We start from the raw sequence: 15,728 nt of genomic DNA, 5'->3' as shown, positions 1-15,728 counted from the left end.
TGACCGGGCCCCGGGTAGGCCCTGAGTGGGGCCACGGGGCGCGGGTCCTACGGGGCGGGCCTCAGGCCCTGCAGGGTGAGCGCCAGCAGCCGGTCCGCCAACTCCTCGTCCTCCGGCGACTGTTCGGCGGCCAGCGCGATCGCGTTGGTGAGCTGCATCAGGTCGCCGACCGAGACGTCGCGGCGTACCGAGCCCGCCTCCTGCGCCCGGACGAGCAAACGTTCGCCCGCCGCGTGCAGCGGCACGCTGCACTGCCCGAGCGCCGAACTCTCGTCGCGCGAGGCCGACATGAGTGCCCGAGCCAGCCCTCGGTACGCGCCCGCGTGCGCGACGACGGCCCGTAGCCACTCCACCAGCGCCCTGCACGGCTCGTCCGCCTCCGCCAGCTCGGCGGACCGGCGCAGCAGAGCCTCCAGAGCGTCCTGGAACACCGCGCCGAGCAGCGCCGGCCGGTTCGGGAAGTGCCGGTACAGCGTCCCGATGCCGACGCCCGCCCGGCGCGCCACGTCCTCCAGGGAGGCGTCCGCGCCGTGCTCGGCGAAGGCCGCGCGGGCGGCATCGAGCAGCCGGTCGTGGTTGCGACGCGCGTCGGCGCGCATGAGGGGTACTCCTAGGGTCGGCGAAGGGCCCGCAGACGAAGTCTGCGGGCCCTTCCCAGCGTACGTACGTCCGTACGGGCGCGGACGTCAGTCCTTGATCTCGCAGATCGGGGCGCCCGAGCTGACGGAGGCACCGACCTCCGCGGACAGGCCCTTGATCGTGCCGGAGCGGTGCGCGTTCAGCGGCTGCTCCATCTTCATGGCCTCCAGGACGACGATCAGGTCGCCCTCCTTGACCTCCTGGCCCTCCTCGACGGCCACCTTCACGATGGTGCCCTGCATCGGGGAGGCGAGGGTGTCGCCGGAGGCGGTCGGGCCGGACTTCTTCGCGGCACGGCGCTTCGGCTTCGCGCCGGCGGCCAGGCCGGTACGGGCCAGCGTCATGCCGAGCGAGGACGGCAGGGAGACCTCCAGGCGCTTGCCGCCGACCTCGACGACGATGGTCTCGCGACCCGCCTCGTCCTCGTCGGCCTCGGCGCCCGCCGGGGCGAACGGCTTGATCTCGTTGACGAACTCGGTCTCGATCCAGCGGGTGTGGACCTTGAACGGGTCTGCGGTGAACGCCGGGTCGACCACGACCGCCTGGTGGAACGGGATGGCCGTGGCCATGCCCTCCACCTTGAACTCGGCGAGCGCGCGGGCGGCGCGCTGCAGCGCCTGCTCACGGGTCGCGCCGGTGACGACCAGCTTGGCGAGCAGCGAGTCCCACGCCGGGCCGATGACCGAGCCGGTCTCGACGCCCGCGTCCAGCCGGACGCCCGGGCCGGTCGGCGCGGCGAACAGGGTGACGGTGCCGGGGGCCGGGAGGAAGTTGCGGCCCGGGTCCTCGCCGTTGATGCGGAACTCGAAGGAGTGGCCGCGGATCTCCGGGTCGCCGTAACCGAGCTCCTCGCCGTCGGCGATGCGGAACATCTCGCGGACCAGGTCGATGCCGGTGACCTCCTCGGTCACCGGGTGCTCGACCTGGAGGCGGGTGTTGACCTCCAGGAAGGAGATCGTCCCGTCGAGGCCGACCAGGAACTCGACCGTGCCGGCGCCGACGTAGCCGGCCTCCTTCAGGATCGCCTTCGAGGCGGCGTACAGCTGGGCGTTCTGCTCCTCGGAGAGGAACGGCGCCGGGGCCTCCTCGACGAGCTTCTGGTGGCGGCGCTGGAGCGAGCAGTCACGGGTGGAGACGACCACCACGTTGCCGTGCGAGTCGGCGAGGCACTGGGTCTCGACGTGCCGCGGCTTGTCCAGGTAGCGCTCGACGAAGCACTCGCCGCGACCGAAGGCGGCGACCGCCTCGCGGACGGCGGAGTCGTACAGCTCCGGCACCTCTTCGAGGGTGCGGGCGACCTTCAGGCCGCGACCGCCACCGCCGAAGGCGGCCTTGATCGCGATCGGCAGGCCGTGCTCCTCGGCGAACGCGACGACCTCGTCGGCGCCGGAGACCGGGTCCGGGGTGCCCGCGACGAGCGGGGCGCCCGCGCGCTGGGCGATGTGACGGGCCGCCACCTTGTCGCCGAGGTCGCGGATGGCCTGCGGCGGCGGGCCGATCCAGGTCAGGCCGGCGTCGAGCACGGCCTGGGCGAAGTCGGCGTTCTCGGAGAGGAAGCCGTAACCCGGGTGGATCGCGTCCGCGCCCGCGTCCTTCGCGGCCTGGAGCACCTTGGCCATGTCCAGGTAGCTGGCGGCCGGGGTGTCACCGCCCAGGGCGAACGCCTCGTCGGCCGCGCGGACGTGCAGAGCGTCCCGGTCCGGATCGGCGTAGACGGCTACGCTGGCGATCCCGGCGTCCCGGCAGGCCCGGGCGACGCGGACAGCGATTTCGCCTCGGTTGGCGATGAGCACCTTGCGCACGATGGCTCCCTCCTTGCTGTTTTCCCCGGGGACCACCCCCGGACCCCCGGCCGGATCCACCCGAGCCGGAGCGCTCGACGGGGCACCGTGCCGATGACTTCCCGAAACATGCTGAGTTTAGGGACTGCCGACACGGCACTTCGAGCCGTCCCCAATGGTGAGCTATCCCACACGGAGCGTCGCTCGAGGCTTGCTCGGGTCGTGAAATCCCTTGTCGCACCACGGTACGCACGGATCCTGTACGGCACAGTAGCTCCGAGGTGTGGCGCAGGTCTCTGTTCGGGCGACCAGTCGCCGATCGGGTTTCTTTGTGGAGTCCCTACGAATGGCCCAACGATTCTTTGCGGTTCTCCCGGACTGCACGAGGCCTTGTCCGACGGTTTACCGATCAGTAGCCTTCGCGCTGTCGTACGTACTGCAGGTAACAGTCGTAATTCAGGGGGTGGCGGGGTGGCCCGCAGACCGATAGCGATCGTGGCCGCGTTGGTGCTCCTGGTGGAGGCGGTGGGCATCGTGATCCTCAACGCGGTGATGGCCCGCCTCGTGGAGGCCCAGTCCATGTCCCTCGACGGCCTCGACCCGGACGCGATGGTGACGGGCACCTGGGCGCTGGGCATCGTCTCGGGCGTCCTGCTGGCCCTGTGCGCCGCGGTCGCCCTGATCGCCGCCGTCCGCGACCGCCGCCCCGGCCGCGCGGGCCGGGGCCTGCTCATCGGCTGCGCCGTGATCCACGGGCTGCTGGGCGCGGTGACCGTGGGCCTGATCGGCTGGGGCGCGTTCGCGGCCATGATGGTCGTGCTGGGCCTGGTGGTCCTGACGCTGGTCGCGTACGGCAAGGAGCCGGAGGCCCCGAAGACGGCTGCCCCGGAGGGCGAACCTACGCCCGCGTGAGGACGACGACCTCGTTGCGGAGCCCGAGGACGATGTCGTCGCCATGGACGGCGATGGCGTCGATGGGCAGCGGTGTGGCGAAGGCGTCCACGACCTCGGGTCGGTCACGGGAGAGGTCGCAGAACAGCAGGCAATGGTCCTGCCCACCGCTGAGGAGGTGCAGTCGGCCGTCGATCTCCATGAAGGCCAGGGCGTTCAGCCGGGCGAAGTGATGCTCGAGCCGGTGCCGCACCTGTCGGGTGGTCAGGTCCATCATGAGCACGGATCCGTCGCCGTTGCCGATGAAGGCGTGCGGCCGGCCGTCGACCTCCGCGCAGACGATCGGGGCGACAGGGCCCTCCTGAGTGGACAGTTGCGCGATGACGCTGGACGAGGTCAGGTCCCAAAGCTGAGTGACCCCGTTCACGTGGCCCGTCAGCAGATGCGGCCGGCCTTCGAGATCGACGCAGGCCAGGCTGCGGATCCGGTCGGACACGGGCAGTCGGCCGACGGTCGAGCGGGTGTTCAGGTCCCAGATCTCGACCTCGCGGTCGACCGCACGGGCGACGCGCGGCCGCCCCTCCAGGCTGAAGAGCGCGGCCCTTTCCGCGATGGAATCGCTCGCGCTCCCCTCCAGCGTGGCGACGCACGTCGCGGAGTCCAGGTTCCACAGGCGGAGCGTTCCGTCCATGGACGAGGTGAGCACCAGCGACCGCTGCTCGTCCGGCGTCACGATCAGGGAGTGGATCCAGCCCTCGTGGCCGGTCAGCACGGAGCGTACGGAGCCGTCGGCCAGTTCCCGGACGCACACCGTCCGGTCCGCGCCGGCCGTGACCACGTGCGGCCGTTCGCCCAAGGTGACGGTCACGATGCCCTGGACCCAGTCCGAGTGGCCGGGCAGCGCCGCGAACTCGGCGTCCTCCCGCGGATCCCAGAGCCGCAGGGTCCTGTCCCACCCGCCCGTGAGGACGTACGGCCTGCCCTCGATCACCGTGGCCGCTACCGCGTTCACCCCGTCGGTGTGCCCGGTGAACGAGGCCCTCCGCTGTCCGGCCACGAGGTCCCAGAGCTGGACCGTCTCGTCGTCCGAGACGGTCACCGCGTGCGGCTGACCGTCGACGTCGATGCACGTCAGGCCGTTGAAGCCGTCCTTGTGCTCGGCGAGCAGCGTTCTTTCCGTCCCGGTCGACACGTCCCATACGCTGATCCGGCCGAAGACGTCGTACCCGACGACGTGGGGCCGCCCGTCGAGAACGGCTGTGGACAGCCGGCTGGGAGCGATCGTCCGGGGTGCCACCGGCAACGTCCGGCGTTCCCGGCCGTCTGCCAGGTCCAGCACCCGGAGGTCACCCGCGCGCGCCGACATGACGACGTGCGGTCGCCCGTCGAGTTCGACGCAGGCCAGCGTCCACACCGGCTCCTCGTGTCCGGACGGCAGGGTTCTCCAGGAGTCGTCGACGAGATCCCAGAGCAGCAGGTCGGCACCGTCCGTCAGGACGGCGTGCGGCCGTCCGTCGATGTCGGTGCAGTCGACCGCGTCGAACGCCCGCAGAGCGTCCCCGGGGGCGCTTCGGCGTGTCTCGGTGACGAGATCCCATAGGTCGACGCCGACGTCGTACGCGACCACGACGCAGGGGTGCCCTTCGACGGTCGTCGCCGCCAGCGCCCGGACTTCCGAGGCCGACGCCTCGACCGGGAGCGTCGTGCGCAGTTGACCGGTGTTCAGGTCCCAGACCTCGATGGCCTGGGAGTGGGTGGAGATGGCGTGCGGCTGTCCTTCGACGAGGAGGCAGACCACGCGGTGCACCGCCCGATGCGTCCACATCGCCCGGTACAGCGCCGGATGCACGAGTGCCCCCGTCGCCCAGCGCGGCCGTAGCCACCCCGTGCCGGCCAGCTCGAGCGCCAGCTCGCGCTGCCCGTACCGTGCCGCGTCGACGGAGAGGACGTTGCGGCGGACCGCCGGGTCCGCCGAGGCATGCGCCTCCGCCGATGCCCGGTACACCGCTCTCCGCAGCCTCCCCGCTCCCGTCCGAACTTCCTCCAGCGCCCGCAGCAGCTCCGCCGGGGCCGCGTGGACCAGATACTCCGGGTCGTCGAGCAGGGCGTCCAGGCAGCCGCCCGCGGCCGCGTGGCTGGAGAGGTGGTCGAGGACGTACGGGTGGGCCGCCGGCCAGTCACGGACACCGGTACGGGAGTCCCACCGCACCGTCGCCGTCAGCGCCTCGGCGATCGAGCGGTGCGCCTCCTCGTCCGGGCCCTGTCCGCGCAGGTACTCCGCCATCGTCTCGTGGAAGAGGCGGAAGACGGACGCGCCGTCCGGGGTCGGCGTCTCGACCACGTACGCGCCCGCGTGTTCGTGCAGCCGGCGCAGGTCGTCCTGGGCACAGGGGATGCCCGAGAGAGCCTCCGCCAGCGGGGCCCAGAGCGTCGACCACGGCAGGCCCACGCCCTGCGCGTACGCGAGCGGGCGGAGCAGGCGTTCCACCGTGGGGCGCTCCGGGCCGAAGCGGGCCAGGTAGGCGGCGAAGGCCTCCTTCGCGTCGCCCGGCAGGGACGCCTCCCAGCCGGGCACAGCCGTGTCCACCTCGATCTGGCCCTGCACCAGCGCGCTCGCCGTCATCCGGGCCACCAGGAACGACCGCACCGCGCGCCGCGCGACGCCCTCCGCCACCGCACGCGCCTCCTCCGGGCGGTCCTTGTACGGCGAGAGCGAGTCCGGGTCACCCTCGCCGCGCAGCAGCTTCAGCGCGTACGCGGCGACGTCGTCCGGTGTCGTGTAGGCATCGGAGTCCAGGTCGATCACCTCCACCGCCCTTCCCAGAGCCCCGATCAACGGCCGCCGCGTGCCCACCACGAGCCGCACCGACGGCAGCGAGGCCAGCGGCTGCAGGAACTCGCGGGCGATGCGCAGTCCTTCGCCGGAGTCGCCCGCCGTGCCCGCCTCGTCGAGGGCGTCGACCAGGACGGTCACCGGCTCGACGCGCTGCCCGAGGGCGTCCAGCACCTCGTCCCGGTCCGCCTTCGGCAGCCGAAGCGCGGCGGCCAGGTCGGCGACCAGGTCCTCCAGGACGGCGCGGCGGGCGTGCAGCGGGACGATCGTGCGGCCCTCGGCGATCCGCAGCAGTCGCCCCAGGACCGCCGACTTGCCCGACCCGGGATCACCGGTGACCACCCGCGCCTTGCGGTCGTGCCGGTCGGCCGTCAGCCAGTCGGTCAGTGCGGACAGCGCGGCGGCCCGGCCGGTGAAGTGGTCGCCGCGCTCGCCCAGATGCTCCAGGCCCCGGCCGCGGGCCTCGAAGTGGCCGCGGGTCTCGCGGCGCAGCCGGGTCAGGGTCTCGACGTCGAGGTCGTCGACGGGGAGGCCGGGGATGTGGGCGGCGTTGCGGAAGAAGGGGGCGTGGCCGTCGCTGTCGACGGCGGAGTGGCGGGCGTGCTGGCGCGGGTGGTGCTTCGCGAAGTACTCGTTGATCCGCTCGGTGACCTCGCGGACGCCCAGGTACTCCTGCCGGCTGCCCGCCCGAGGCTGGGTGAGGACCTCGGCGAGAGCGTCCACGAAGGCGTTCTCGGCAGCGCGTTCCTTGCCGCGGGCGGCGGCGAGAACCCAGCGGCCCGCCGGGCCGCGCTGCGAGTGGGCCAGTTCGGCGGCCAGAACGGCGACGTCCTCGGATCCGGCGCCGGCGTAACAGGTGTCGAGCATGACGAGCAGGTGACCGACCGGGCTGAGCATCAGCGGTCGGCACAGGTCCTCGGTGGGCAGCGCGGTCGAGTAGCGGCCCGGCCGGGTCGTGGCGCACAACAGGTAGTGCCGGTCGACGGCCTTGACGCCGTGGCCGGCGAAGTAGACCGCCACGGTGTCCTGTTCGTCCAGGCCGACGGCGTGCGTCCACTCCTCGACGGCCTCCGCCAGATCCCGGGCGTCCGGGTCGGCCGCCAGCTCGGTGAGCACGTGCTCGTACCCCATCGGGAGCAGCAACTCCCTTATTCGGCGCACGTCCTGTGGGACCCCTGGCAGGTCCGCGATGCCCTCGTCGGCATACGCGGACACGCCGATCGTGATCAGGAACCGTCTGCCCGTCGCCTCGCTCACCGCAGCCCCCGCGCGACCGCCGCTCCCGTCTTCGGGGCGCTCAGGTACCGGGCCAGGTCGTGCATGCGGGTGCCGTTGTCGATGCGGTCGTCCGTGACGGTATCCCCGAAGCGCGGGGCCAGTCGGGCCGGCAGGGCCACGATGTCGCCGTGGTCGGCGAGGTTGGTCCAGCGGGTGACCGCGCCCGGCCAGCAGGCGCGGCCGTCCACCGGTAGCGGCGCGAGGCGGTCGAAGACGATGCGGCGCAGGCCCAGCGGGGAGCCGATTGTCACCAGGTCGGTGACGGGGAGGTCCGGGCGGGCGCACAGCGTCTCGTACGCGACGACCGAGCCGAGCGAGTGCGCGACGACGACCCGGGTGTCCGGGCCGATCCGGGAGGCGACCCGCTCCTGCGCGGCGGCGCGCAGGTCCGGTTCGGTGAGGTAGCGGCGGACCTGCTTGAGCGCGAGGATCAGCAGCCGGTCGGAGACCTTGCCGAAGTAGCGGGTGCCGGCCAGGGCGTCCAGGGCGGCCCGTACGCGCTCGGACAGGAGCGCTCGGGAGGCGGTGAAGCCCGCGAACCCTCGCGTGCCCTCCTCCGCGCCCCGCTCCGGGTCCGCCGCCGCCCACCAGGCGTCCAGCAGCTCGGTCTCCAGGCCGTCCTCGACGTCGAACTCGTCCCAGGGCGGCAGGTCGTCCGACCGGCTGCCCGGTTCGAGGTAGAGGTCGCCGTAGAAGGCGCAGTCGACGTCCTCGGCCGCCGGGGCCGCGTGGCCGGCCAGGTGCACGCCGTCCAGCAGGGCGGGCACCGCCGTCCCGCGCATCTGCTCAGGCCCCAGGAACTCCTGGCCGATACCGTGCACCACGACGACGCGCGCCACGCGCCCCACCCCCTGCGGATCCGACTGTGTCGGTCAACGGTACGCCGAAGGGACGCAGGGAGAGTGACGTACCGTCACCTCGGATCGGCCTCAGGTCCAGAGGTCGGTGATCGAGACGCCCAGCTTCTGGAGCAGGGTGCGGAGCAGCGGCAGCGACAGGCCGATGACGTTGCCCGGGTCGCCGTCGATGCCCTCGATGAAGGGGGCCGAGCGGCCGTCGAGGGTGAACGCTCCGGCCACGTGGAGGGGTTCGCCGGAGGCGACGTACGCGGCGATCTCGGCGTCCGTCGGCTCGCCGAAGCGGACCACGGTGGAGGCGGTGGCGGACTCGTAGCGCTTGGCGGCCGTGTCGTACACGCAGTGGCCGGTCTGGAGGATGCCGACCCGGCCCCGCATGTCCTTCCAGCGGGCCGTGGCCTCCTCGGCGTCGGCGGGCTTGCCGAGGGCCCGCTTGTCGAGCTCCAGAACGGAGTCGCAGCCGATCACCAGCGCCCCGAAGGCCTCCGGACGGGCGGCGACGTGGGCGGCCTTCGCCTCGGCCAGGGCGAGGGCGAGCTCGGCGGGCGTCGGCGCGGTCATCTTGTCCTCGTCGATGCCGCTGACGATCACTTCGGGGGAGAGCCCGGCCTGCTTCAACAGCCCGAGGCGGGCGGGGGACGCGGAGGCGAGCACGAGCCGGCGGCGATCAGCAGTCATGACAGCAGCCTAACGACCCGCCCACGCTCTGCCACGACGATCACCCGCGCCGGGCCGCCGGGCCTGGCCGCCGGGCCGGGCCGCCGACGCCGGGCCTGGCCGCCCGGCCCGAGTCAGCGCATGCCCGCCACGAGCATCGCCACCACCATCGCCAGGGCCAGCAGGAAGCCCGCGCGGCGCAGCATCACCTGCATCTCGCGCATTTCCTTCGGCGGCTCGTTCTTCGGGTCGGACCACAGCATGCCTTCGATCCTGCGGGCGGGACGCGCGGTGCGCCTGAGTACGGGTACTCAGGCGCACCGCGCGGAAGGACTAGTTCCCCGCCCGCCCGGCCGCGAAGACGCCCGCCCTCGCGGCCGCGAGGGCCGCGTTCACCGCGCGGTCCGCGACGTCCGGGCCCAGCGGCTCGCGGCTGATCATGAAGCGGTAGTACAGCGGTGCGGAGACCGCGCGCAGCACCTCCACGGCGTCCGTGTCCGCGTCCAGCTCGCCGCGCTCGGTCGCGCGGGCGACCACCGGGGCCCATTCCGTCAGCCGGGCCCGGTAGAAGCCGCGCAGCGCGTCCGCGCAGTCCTCGTCGCAGGCGGCCGCCGCGATCACGGCGCGGAAGACGGCCGCCATGCGCGGGTCGGTCAGGGTCTTCAGGACCAGCGCGGCGTTGGCCCGCAGATCGCCCTCCAAAGTGCCGGTGTCGGCGGACGGCAGTGACCGGTCCGCCATGTCCCGCAGCAGGTCGGTGACGAGCCCGACCGGCGTGCCCCAGCGGCGGTAGACCGTCGTCTTGCCGACCCCGGCCGCGGCCGCGACCTGATCCATGTTCAGCGCGTGGAAGCCGGTGGCGGCCAGCGCGTCCTCGGTGGCCTCCAGGACCGCGGCACGCACCTTCGCGGTGCGGCCGCCGGGGCGCACGGTGCCGGGCACGGCCGGCTGACTCTCGCTCAAACGGGTCTCCTGTTCCATTAGCGCGATTCAGTCTGCTACTGTCCGGGACATCTTAACGGAACCTCCATCCCATTAAGGAGTCCGCTGCTCATGGCTGCTCTCGACGTCGCCGCCGAAACCGCACCCGCCCCCGTGGACGCCCGCATGGACGCCCGCATGCGGCTCGTCCTCCTCGTCCTCCTCCTCGCCCAGTTCATGCTGGCCGTCGACTTCTCGATCCTGAACGTCGCCCTGCCCGTCATCGGCGAGGGACTCGGCTTCTCCCTGGCGAACCTCCAGTGGATCGCCACCGCCTTCGCCCTCGCCGCCGCCGGCTTCACGCTGCTCTTCGGCCGGGTCGCCGACATCCTCGGCCGCCGCCGGATCTTCCTCGGCGGCATGGCGCTGCTCGGCGTCTCCTCCCTCGCCGGCGGCCTCGCCACCGGCCCCGAGATGCTCATGGCCGCCCGCGTCGCGCAGGGCCTGGCCACCGCCGCCGTCACCCCCGCCGGGCTGTCCCTGCTCACCTCCGCCTTCCCCGAAGGCCCCCTGCGCGCCAAGGCCCTCGGCCTCAACGGGGCGCTGATGTCCGCCGGGTTCACCACCGGCGCGATCCTCGGCGGCGTCCTCACCGACCTGCTCTCCTGGCGCTGGGCGTTCTTCGTCAACGTGCCCGTCGCCCTCGCGGTCGTCCTCGTCGCCCCCGCCGTCCTCAAGGAGAGCCGCCCGGCCGTACGGCCCCGGCTCGACGTGCCCGGTGCCGTGACCGTCACCGGCGGCCTGCTCGCCCTCGTCTACGGCCTCACGGTCGCCGGTGAGCGCGGCTGGACCGACCCGGCCGCCCTGACCGCCCTCGCCGCCGGCGCGGCCCTCCTCGTCGCCTTCCTGTACGTCGAGCGGCGAGCCGGCTCTCCCCTCGTCCCGGTGCGGATCCTCACCCGCCGCACCGTCGTCCTGGGCAACCTCGCCGGGCTCGTCGCCTTCGTCACCGAGACCTCGCTGGTCTTCCTGATGACGCTGCACCTCCAGGACGTCCTCGGCTTCTCGCCGCTGGCCGCCGGGCTCTCCTTCGGCGTCCTCGGCGCCGGCACCGTCCTCGGCGGCGTGTACGCGCCCCGCTTCATCGGCCGCTTCTCGGCCCGTACCGCCCTGGTCGCGGGCGGACTGCTCCAGGCCGCCGCCACCGTCTCCCTCGCCGCCCTCGGCGACGACCGGAGCGGGCTGTGGCTGCTGCTCGCCGCCACCTTCGTCGGCGGCGTCGGCAACATGCTCGCCATCGTCGGCTTCATGGTCACCGCCACCTCCGGCCTGCCCGACGCCGAGCAGGGCATGGCCACCGGCCTCGCCACCATGACCCAGCAGATCGGCATCACCATGGGCACGCCGATCATGAGCGCCGTGGTCGTCACCTCCGCCGACCTGCACGTGGGGATCGGCCGTGCGGTCCTCGTCAACGCCGGGATCGTGCTGGCCGGCGCGCTCCTGTCCGGGGCGTTCCTGCGCCGGCGGACGTGACCCTCCGCGACGCCCGCGCACGCACAAGGCCGGACCCCCGCACAAGGGGCCCGGCCTTCGGTGTACGTGTCAGGCGGTGGCGTTTCTCGTCAGGCGGCGGCGCGTGTCACGCCGGCCAGTACGACCGGGCCCACGAGCGGGGGCCCGGGGTGCGGCGCACGCCGCGGGCGATGCGGGACGGGTCCGACCAGCCCTCGGGCGTCGCCGGGCCGTCGCCGTCGGCCATGGAGGCCGTCGCCGCGGCCCGGGCCTGGACCACCGCCAGTGCGGCGGCCAGCTCCTCCGGGGTCGGATTTCCTCGAACGACCTTGATCACAGCAGCAGCTCCTTCCAGGGCCTAGAGCGGGATGTTGCCGTGCTTCTTCGGAGGGAGGGATTCCCGCTTCGTCCGCAGCTGACGCAGCCCCTTGACGATCTGCGGGCGGGTGTCGGACGGCAGGATCACCCCGTCGATGTAACCGCGCTCGGCCGCGATGTACGGGTTGAGCAGGGTGTCCTCGTACTCCTGGATGAGCCGGGTGCGGACCGCCTCGACGTCCTCGCCGTTCGCCTCCGCCTCGGCGAGCGTCCGGCGGTGCAGGATGTTGACCGCGCCCTGCGCGCCCATGACGGCGATCTGCGCGGTCGGCCACGCCAGGTTCAGGTCCGCGCCCAGGTGCTTGGAGCCCATCACGTCGTACGCGCCGCCGAAGGCCTTGCGGGTGATGACCGTGATCAGCGGGACGGTCGCCTCGGCGTACGCGTAGATCAGCTTCGCGCCGCGCCGGATGATGCCGCCGTACTCCTGGTCCACGCCCGGCAGGAAGCCCGGCACGTCGACGAAGGTGATGACCGGCACGTTGAACGCGTCGCAGGTGCGGACGAACCGCGCCGCCTTCTCGCTCGCGTTGATGTCGAGGCAACCGGCGAACTGCATCGGCTGGTTGGCGACGATGCCGACCGGGAAGCCCTCCACCCGGCCGAAGCCGGTCACGATGTTCGGCGCGAACAGGGCCTGGGTCTCCAGGAATTCACCGTCGTCGAGGATGTGCTCGATGACCTTGTGCATGTCGTACGGCTGGTTCGCCGAGTCCGGGATCAGCGTGTCCAGCTCGCGGTCCTCGTCCGTCGCCTCGGTCTCGGCGACCTCCGGGAAGGCCGGCGGCTCGGAAAGGTTGTTCGAAGGCAGGTACGAGAGCAGCGACTTGACGTACTCGATCGCGTCCTTCTCGTCGCCCGACATGTGGTGCGCGACACCCGACGTGGTGTTGTGCGTCCGCGCGCCGCCGAGCTCCTCGAAGCCGACGTCCTCGCCGGTCACCGTCTTGATGACGTCCGGTCCCGTGATGAACATGTGCGAGGTCTGGTCGACCATCACCGTGAAGTCGGTGATCGCGGGGGAGTACACTGCACCGCCCGCGCACGGGCCGACGACCAGCGAGATCTGCGGGATGACGCCCGACGCGTGCGTGTTGCGGCGGAAGATCTCGCCGTACATGCCGAGCGCGCTGACGCCCTCCTGGATCCGCGCGCCGCCGGAGTCGTTGATGCCGACGACCGGGCAGCCGGTCTTCAGCGCGAAGTCCATCACCTTGATGATCTTCTGCCCGAAGACCTCGCCGAGGGCCCCGCCGAACACCGTGAAGTCCTGCGAGAACACCGCCACCGGACGGCCGTCGACCGTGCCGTAGCCGGTCACGACGCCGTCGCCGTACGGCCGGGTCTTCTCCAGGCCGAAGTTGGTGGAGCGGTGCTGCGCCAGCTCGTCCAGCTCGACGAAGGAGCCCTCGTCCAGGAGCAGGTCGATCCGCTCCCGGGCGGTCAACTTGCCCTTCGCGTGCTGCTTCTCGACGGCGCGTTCGGAGCCGGCGTGTGTGGCCTCGTGAATACGACGCTGCAGGTCCGCGATCTTTCCTGCGGTCGTGTGAATGTCGATCTCGTGGTGCGCTGCCGGCTCGGACATCGGGATGCGGCTCCCTGCCTGGTCACGGGGGGTTCGTTGACTACGAATGGGCTACTGCTGGCCTACTGACCCGTAGCGTAGTGGCGGCGATACGGTTCGGCAGTGCGGCGTTTGCCACACCTAGGCTGCCTTGCATGACGCCTCCTATTGGTTCAGGCGACGCGCCCGCGGGCGCGTCCGGCGGACGCTGGTCCGACCTCGAACGACCGCCGCTCAACGGCGCCGCGCTCAGCAAGGGCCTGGTGCATCCCGGCGGGCTGTGGACCGCCCTCGACGTCGTGGCCACGACCGGGTCCACGAACTCGGATCTGGCCGCGCGGGCCGACGAGCTGCCCGAGGGCGCCGTGCTCGTCGCCGAGGAGCAGACCGCCGGGCGCGGGCGCCTCGACCGGTCGTGGGTCGCGCCCGCGCGCTCCGGACTGTTCCTGTCCGTGCTGCTCAAGCCGGGCGTGCTGGTGGAGCGGTGGGGCTGGCTGCCGTTGCTCACCGGCGTCGCGGCGGCGACCGGGCTGTCCCGGGCCGGCGGTGTGGACGTCTCCCTCAAGTGGCCCAACGACCTGCTGGTGAAGGTCGGCGGCGAGGAGCGCAAGACCGGCGGGATCCTCGCCGAGCGGGCCGGGAACGACGCCGTCGTCGTCGGGCTCGGCATCAACGTCACGCTGCGCGACGAGGAGCTGCCGGTGCCCGCCGCCGGTTCGCTGCTGCTGGCCGACGCGGTCTCCACCGACCGGGACACCCTGCTGCGGGCCGTGCTGCGGTCCCTGGAGCAGTGGTACGGGGACTGGCGGTCCGCCGGCGGCGACCCGGAGGCATCAGGGCTGCGGGCCGCGTACGAGGCGAACTGCGCGACCCTGGGCCACCGCGTACGGGCGGAGCTGCCCGGCGAGCGGGCCCTGGAGGGCGACGCGGTCCGGCTGGACGAGCACGGCCGGCTGGTCGTCGAGACGGAGGGCGGCGGCACGGAGGCGGTCGGCGCGGGCGACATCGTCCACGTACGGGCCCAGGAGTAGGGCGCGCCGGGCCCAGGCGTAGGGCACCGGGGCCCGGGGCGTGGGGCGCCGACGCCTGCTTCGGGGTGTCGGGACGACGGCCGGTTCACCCGGCCGCAGGCATGCCCCCCTACCCACTCGTACGCGTTCCGACGACGGGATGCGGCGTGAGCCAGCACACACCTGTCGTATCGTGGAGCGCGATCCAGGCGACAGATCGGCAGGACAGTGGGCAGGGAACGGGCAGGAGGCGGCCGGTGACCGTCGACGACGCGAACTCAGGTGGCGGGGCCACCCATCACACCCCCCACCATGTCGTCGATCACACGGCCGAGCCGACCGACGACCCCTTGGCGATCCGCCTCGAGCAGCTCATCCTGGGCGCGGACCGGCGCTACACGCCCTTTCAGGCGGCCCGTACCGCCGGTGTCTCCATGGAGCTGGCCTCGCGTTTCTGGCGGGCGATGGGCTTCGCCGACATCGGGCAGGCCAAGGCGCTCACCGAGGCGGACGTCCTGGCGCTGCGCCGGCTCGCCGGTCTCGTCGAGGCCGGGCTGCTGAGCGAGCCGATGGCGGTGCAGGTCGCCCGGTCCACCGGGCAGACCACCGCCCGGCTGGCCGAATGGCAGATCGATTCCTTCCTGGAGGGCCTCACCGAGCCGCCCGAGCCGGGCATGACCCGGACCGAGGTGACGTACCCGCTGGTCGAGCTGCTCCTGCCCGAGCTGGAGGAGTTCCTGGTGTACGTGTGGCGGCGCCAGCTCGCCGCCGCGACCGGCCGCGTCGTGCAGGCCGCGGACGACGAGGAGATGGTCGACCGCCGCCTCGCCGTCGGCTTCGCCGACCTGGTCGGCTTCACCCGGCTGACCCGCCGCCTCGAGGAGGAGGAGCTGGGCGAGCTGGTCGAGGCCTTCGAGACGACCTGCGCCGACCTGGTCGCCGCGCACGGCGGCCGGCTGATCAAGACCCTCGGCGACGAGGTGCTGTACTGCGCCGACGACGCCGGCACCGCCGCGGAGATCGCGCTGCGGCTGATCGAGACCCTGACCCCGGACGAGACGATGCCCGCGCTGCGGGTCGGCATCGCGTTCGGCACGGTGACGACGCGGATGGGCGACGTCTTCGGCACGACCGTGAACCTGGCGAGCCGGCTCACGTCGATAGCGCCCAAGGACGCCGTGCTCGTCGACGGCGCGCTCGCCGAGGAGCTGACCCGGACCGGGGAGGCCCCCGTCTCGGAGACGCAGGCGGCGGAGGAGGCGGCCCGCGCGGAGAAGGAGGGCGAGGAGCCCCCGTCGTACCGCTTCGCGCTGCAGCCGATGTGGCAGCGGCCGGTACGCGGACTCGGAGTCGTGGAGCCCTGGCAGCTGAGCCGCCGTCCCACCTAGGATCCCGGTGAACAGT

13 protein-coding genes are annotated in these 15,728 nt (G+C 72.5%); 4 read left to right on the top strand and 9 right to left on the bottom strand.

The features are described 5' to 3' along the window. Positions 1-47: 47 nt before the first annotated feature. On the bottom strand, positions 48-599 hold the full coding sequence (locus tag R2D22_RS14165; protein WP_318103527.1) for a TetR/AcrR family transcriptional regulator: 552 nt from the start codon (positions 597-599) through the stop codon (positions 48-50). Positions 600-686: 87 nt separating this feature from the next. Then, positions 687-2,441 carry an acetyl/propionyl/methylcrotonyl-CoA carboxylase subunit alpha gene (locus R2D22_RS14160; RefSeq protein WP_318103526.1) on the bottom strand — a complete coding sequence of 585 codons (1,755 nt, stop codon included), beginning with the start codon at positions 2,439-2,441 and terminating at the stop codon, positions 687-689. Positions 2,442-2,891: 450 nt separating this feature from the next. On the opposite strand from R2D22_RS14160, the gene R2D22_RS14155 reads away from it, so the two are divergent. Continuing rightward, entirely contained in the window at positions 2,892-3,332 is a 441-nt protein-coding gene (locus tag R2D22_RS14155) for a hypothetical protein (RefSeq protein ID WP_318103525.1), read from the top strand. Here R2D22_RS14155 and R2D22_RS14150 read toward each other — a convergent pair. The 5 genes from R2D22_RS14150 to R2D22_RS14130 form a co-directional block, all read right to left on the bottom strand. Continuing rightward, positions 3,319-7,401, bottom strand: a complete 4,083-nt coding sequence (locus tag R2D22_RS14150) for a caspase family protein (RefSeq protein ID WP_318103524.1) — start codon at positions 7,399-7,401, stop codon at positions 3,319-3,321. The two genes, R2D22_RS14155 and R2D22_RS14150, sit on opposite strands and share 14 nt — an antisense overlap. Continuing rightward, positions 7,398-8,261 (bottom strand): antibiotic ABC transporter ATP-binding protein, encoded by an 864-nt coding sequence (locus R2D22_RS14145; protein WP_318103523.1) that lies wholly within the window; start codon positions 8,259-8,261, stop codon positions 7,398-7,400. The genes R2D22_RS14150 and R2D22_RS14145 overlap by 4 nt, the downstream gene beginning before the upstream one ends. 90 nt (positions 8,262-8,351) lie before the next feature. Beyond that, entirely contained in the window at positions 8,352-8,957 is a 606-nt protein-coding gene (locus tag R2D22_RS14140) for a nucleoside triphosphate pyrophosphatase (protein ID WP_318103522.1), read from the bottom strand. A 113-nt stretch (positions 8,958-9,070) separates the two neighbouring features. Beyond that, entirely contained in the window at positions 9,071-9,199 is a 129-nt protein-coding gene (mmpB, locus tag R2D22_RS14135; protein ID WP_318103521.1) for a morphogenic membrane protein MmpB, read from the bottom strand. A gap of 70 nt (positions 9,200-9,269) precedes the next feature. Next, on the bottom strand, positions 9,270-9,899 hold the full coding sequence (locus R2D22_RS14130; RefSeq protein WP_318103520.1) for a TetR/AcrR family transcriptional regulator: 630 nt from the start codon (positions 9,897-9,899) through the stop codon (positions 9,270-9,272). 90 nt (positions 9,900-9,989) lie between these two features. Here R2D22_RS14130 and R2D22_RS14125 point away from each other — a divergent pair, with 90 nt between their 5' ends. Then, positions 9,990-11,393, top strand: a complete 1,404-nt coding sequence (locus tag R2D22_RS14125; RefSeq protein WP_318103519.1) for an MFS transporter — start codon at positions 9,990-9,992, stop codon at positions 11,391-11,393. 106 nt (positions 11,394-11,499) lie between these two features. Here the strand turns inward: R2D22_RS14125 and R2D22_RS14120 are convergent, their stop codons facing one another. Together R2D22_RS14120 and R2D22_RS14115 are read right to left on the bottom strand one after the other, a co-directional pair. After that, positions 11,500-11,709 (bottom strand): acyl-CoA carboxylase epsilon subunit, encoded by a 210-nt coding sequence (locus R2D22_RS14120; protein WP_318103518.1) that lies wholly within the window; start codon positions 11,707-11,709, stop codon positions 11,500-11,502. A gap of 21 nt (positions 11,710-11,730) precedes the next feature. Continuing rightward, the gene (locus tag R2D22_RS14115) at positions 11,731-13,335 is read right to left on the bottom strand and encodes an acyl-CoA carboxylase subunit beta (protein WP_318103517.1); all 1,605 of its coding nucleotides are present in this window, start codon (positions 13,333-13,335) and stop codon (positions 11,731-11,733) included. A gap of 134 nt (positions 13,336-13,469) precedes the next feature. On the opposite strand from R2D22_RS14115, the gene R2D22_RS14110 reads away from it, so the two are divergent. After that, entirely contained in the window at positions 13,470-14,345 is an 876-nt protein-coding gene (locus R2D22_RS14110) for a biotin--[acetyl-CoA-carboxylase] ligase (protein ID WP_318103516.1), read from the top strand. Positions 14,346-14,581: 236 nt separating this feature from the next. Further along, complete coding sequence (locus tag R2D22_RS14105) at positions 14,582-15,712, top strand: adenylate/guanylate cyclase domain-containing protein (protein ID WP_318103515.1); 1,131 nt, start codon at positions 14,582-14,584, stop codon at positions 15,710-15,712. The last annotated feature ends 16 nt before the right edge of the window (positions 15,713-15,728 follow it).

This window comes from Streptomyces sp. HUAS YS2, assembly GCF_033343995.1.
Lineage (GTDB): Bacteria > Actinomycetota > Actinomycetes > Streptomycetales > Streptomycetaceae > Streptomyces > Streptomyces solicathayae.
This window is presented reverse-complemented; position numbering and strand designations above follow the sequence as displayed.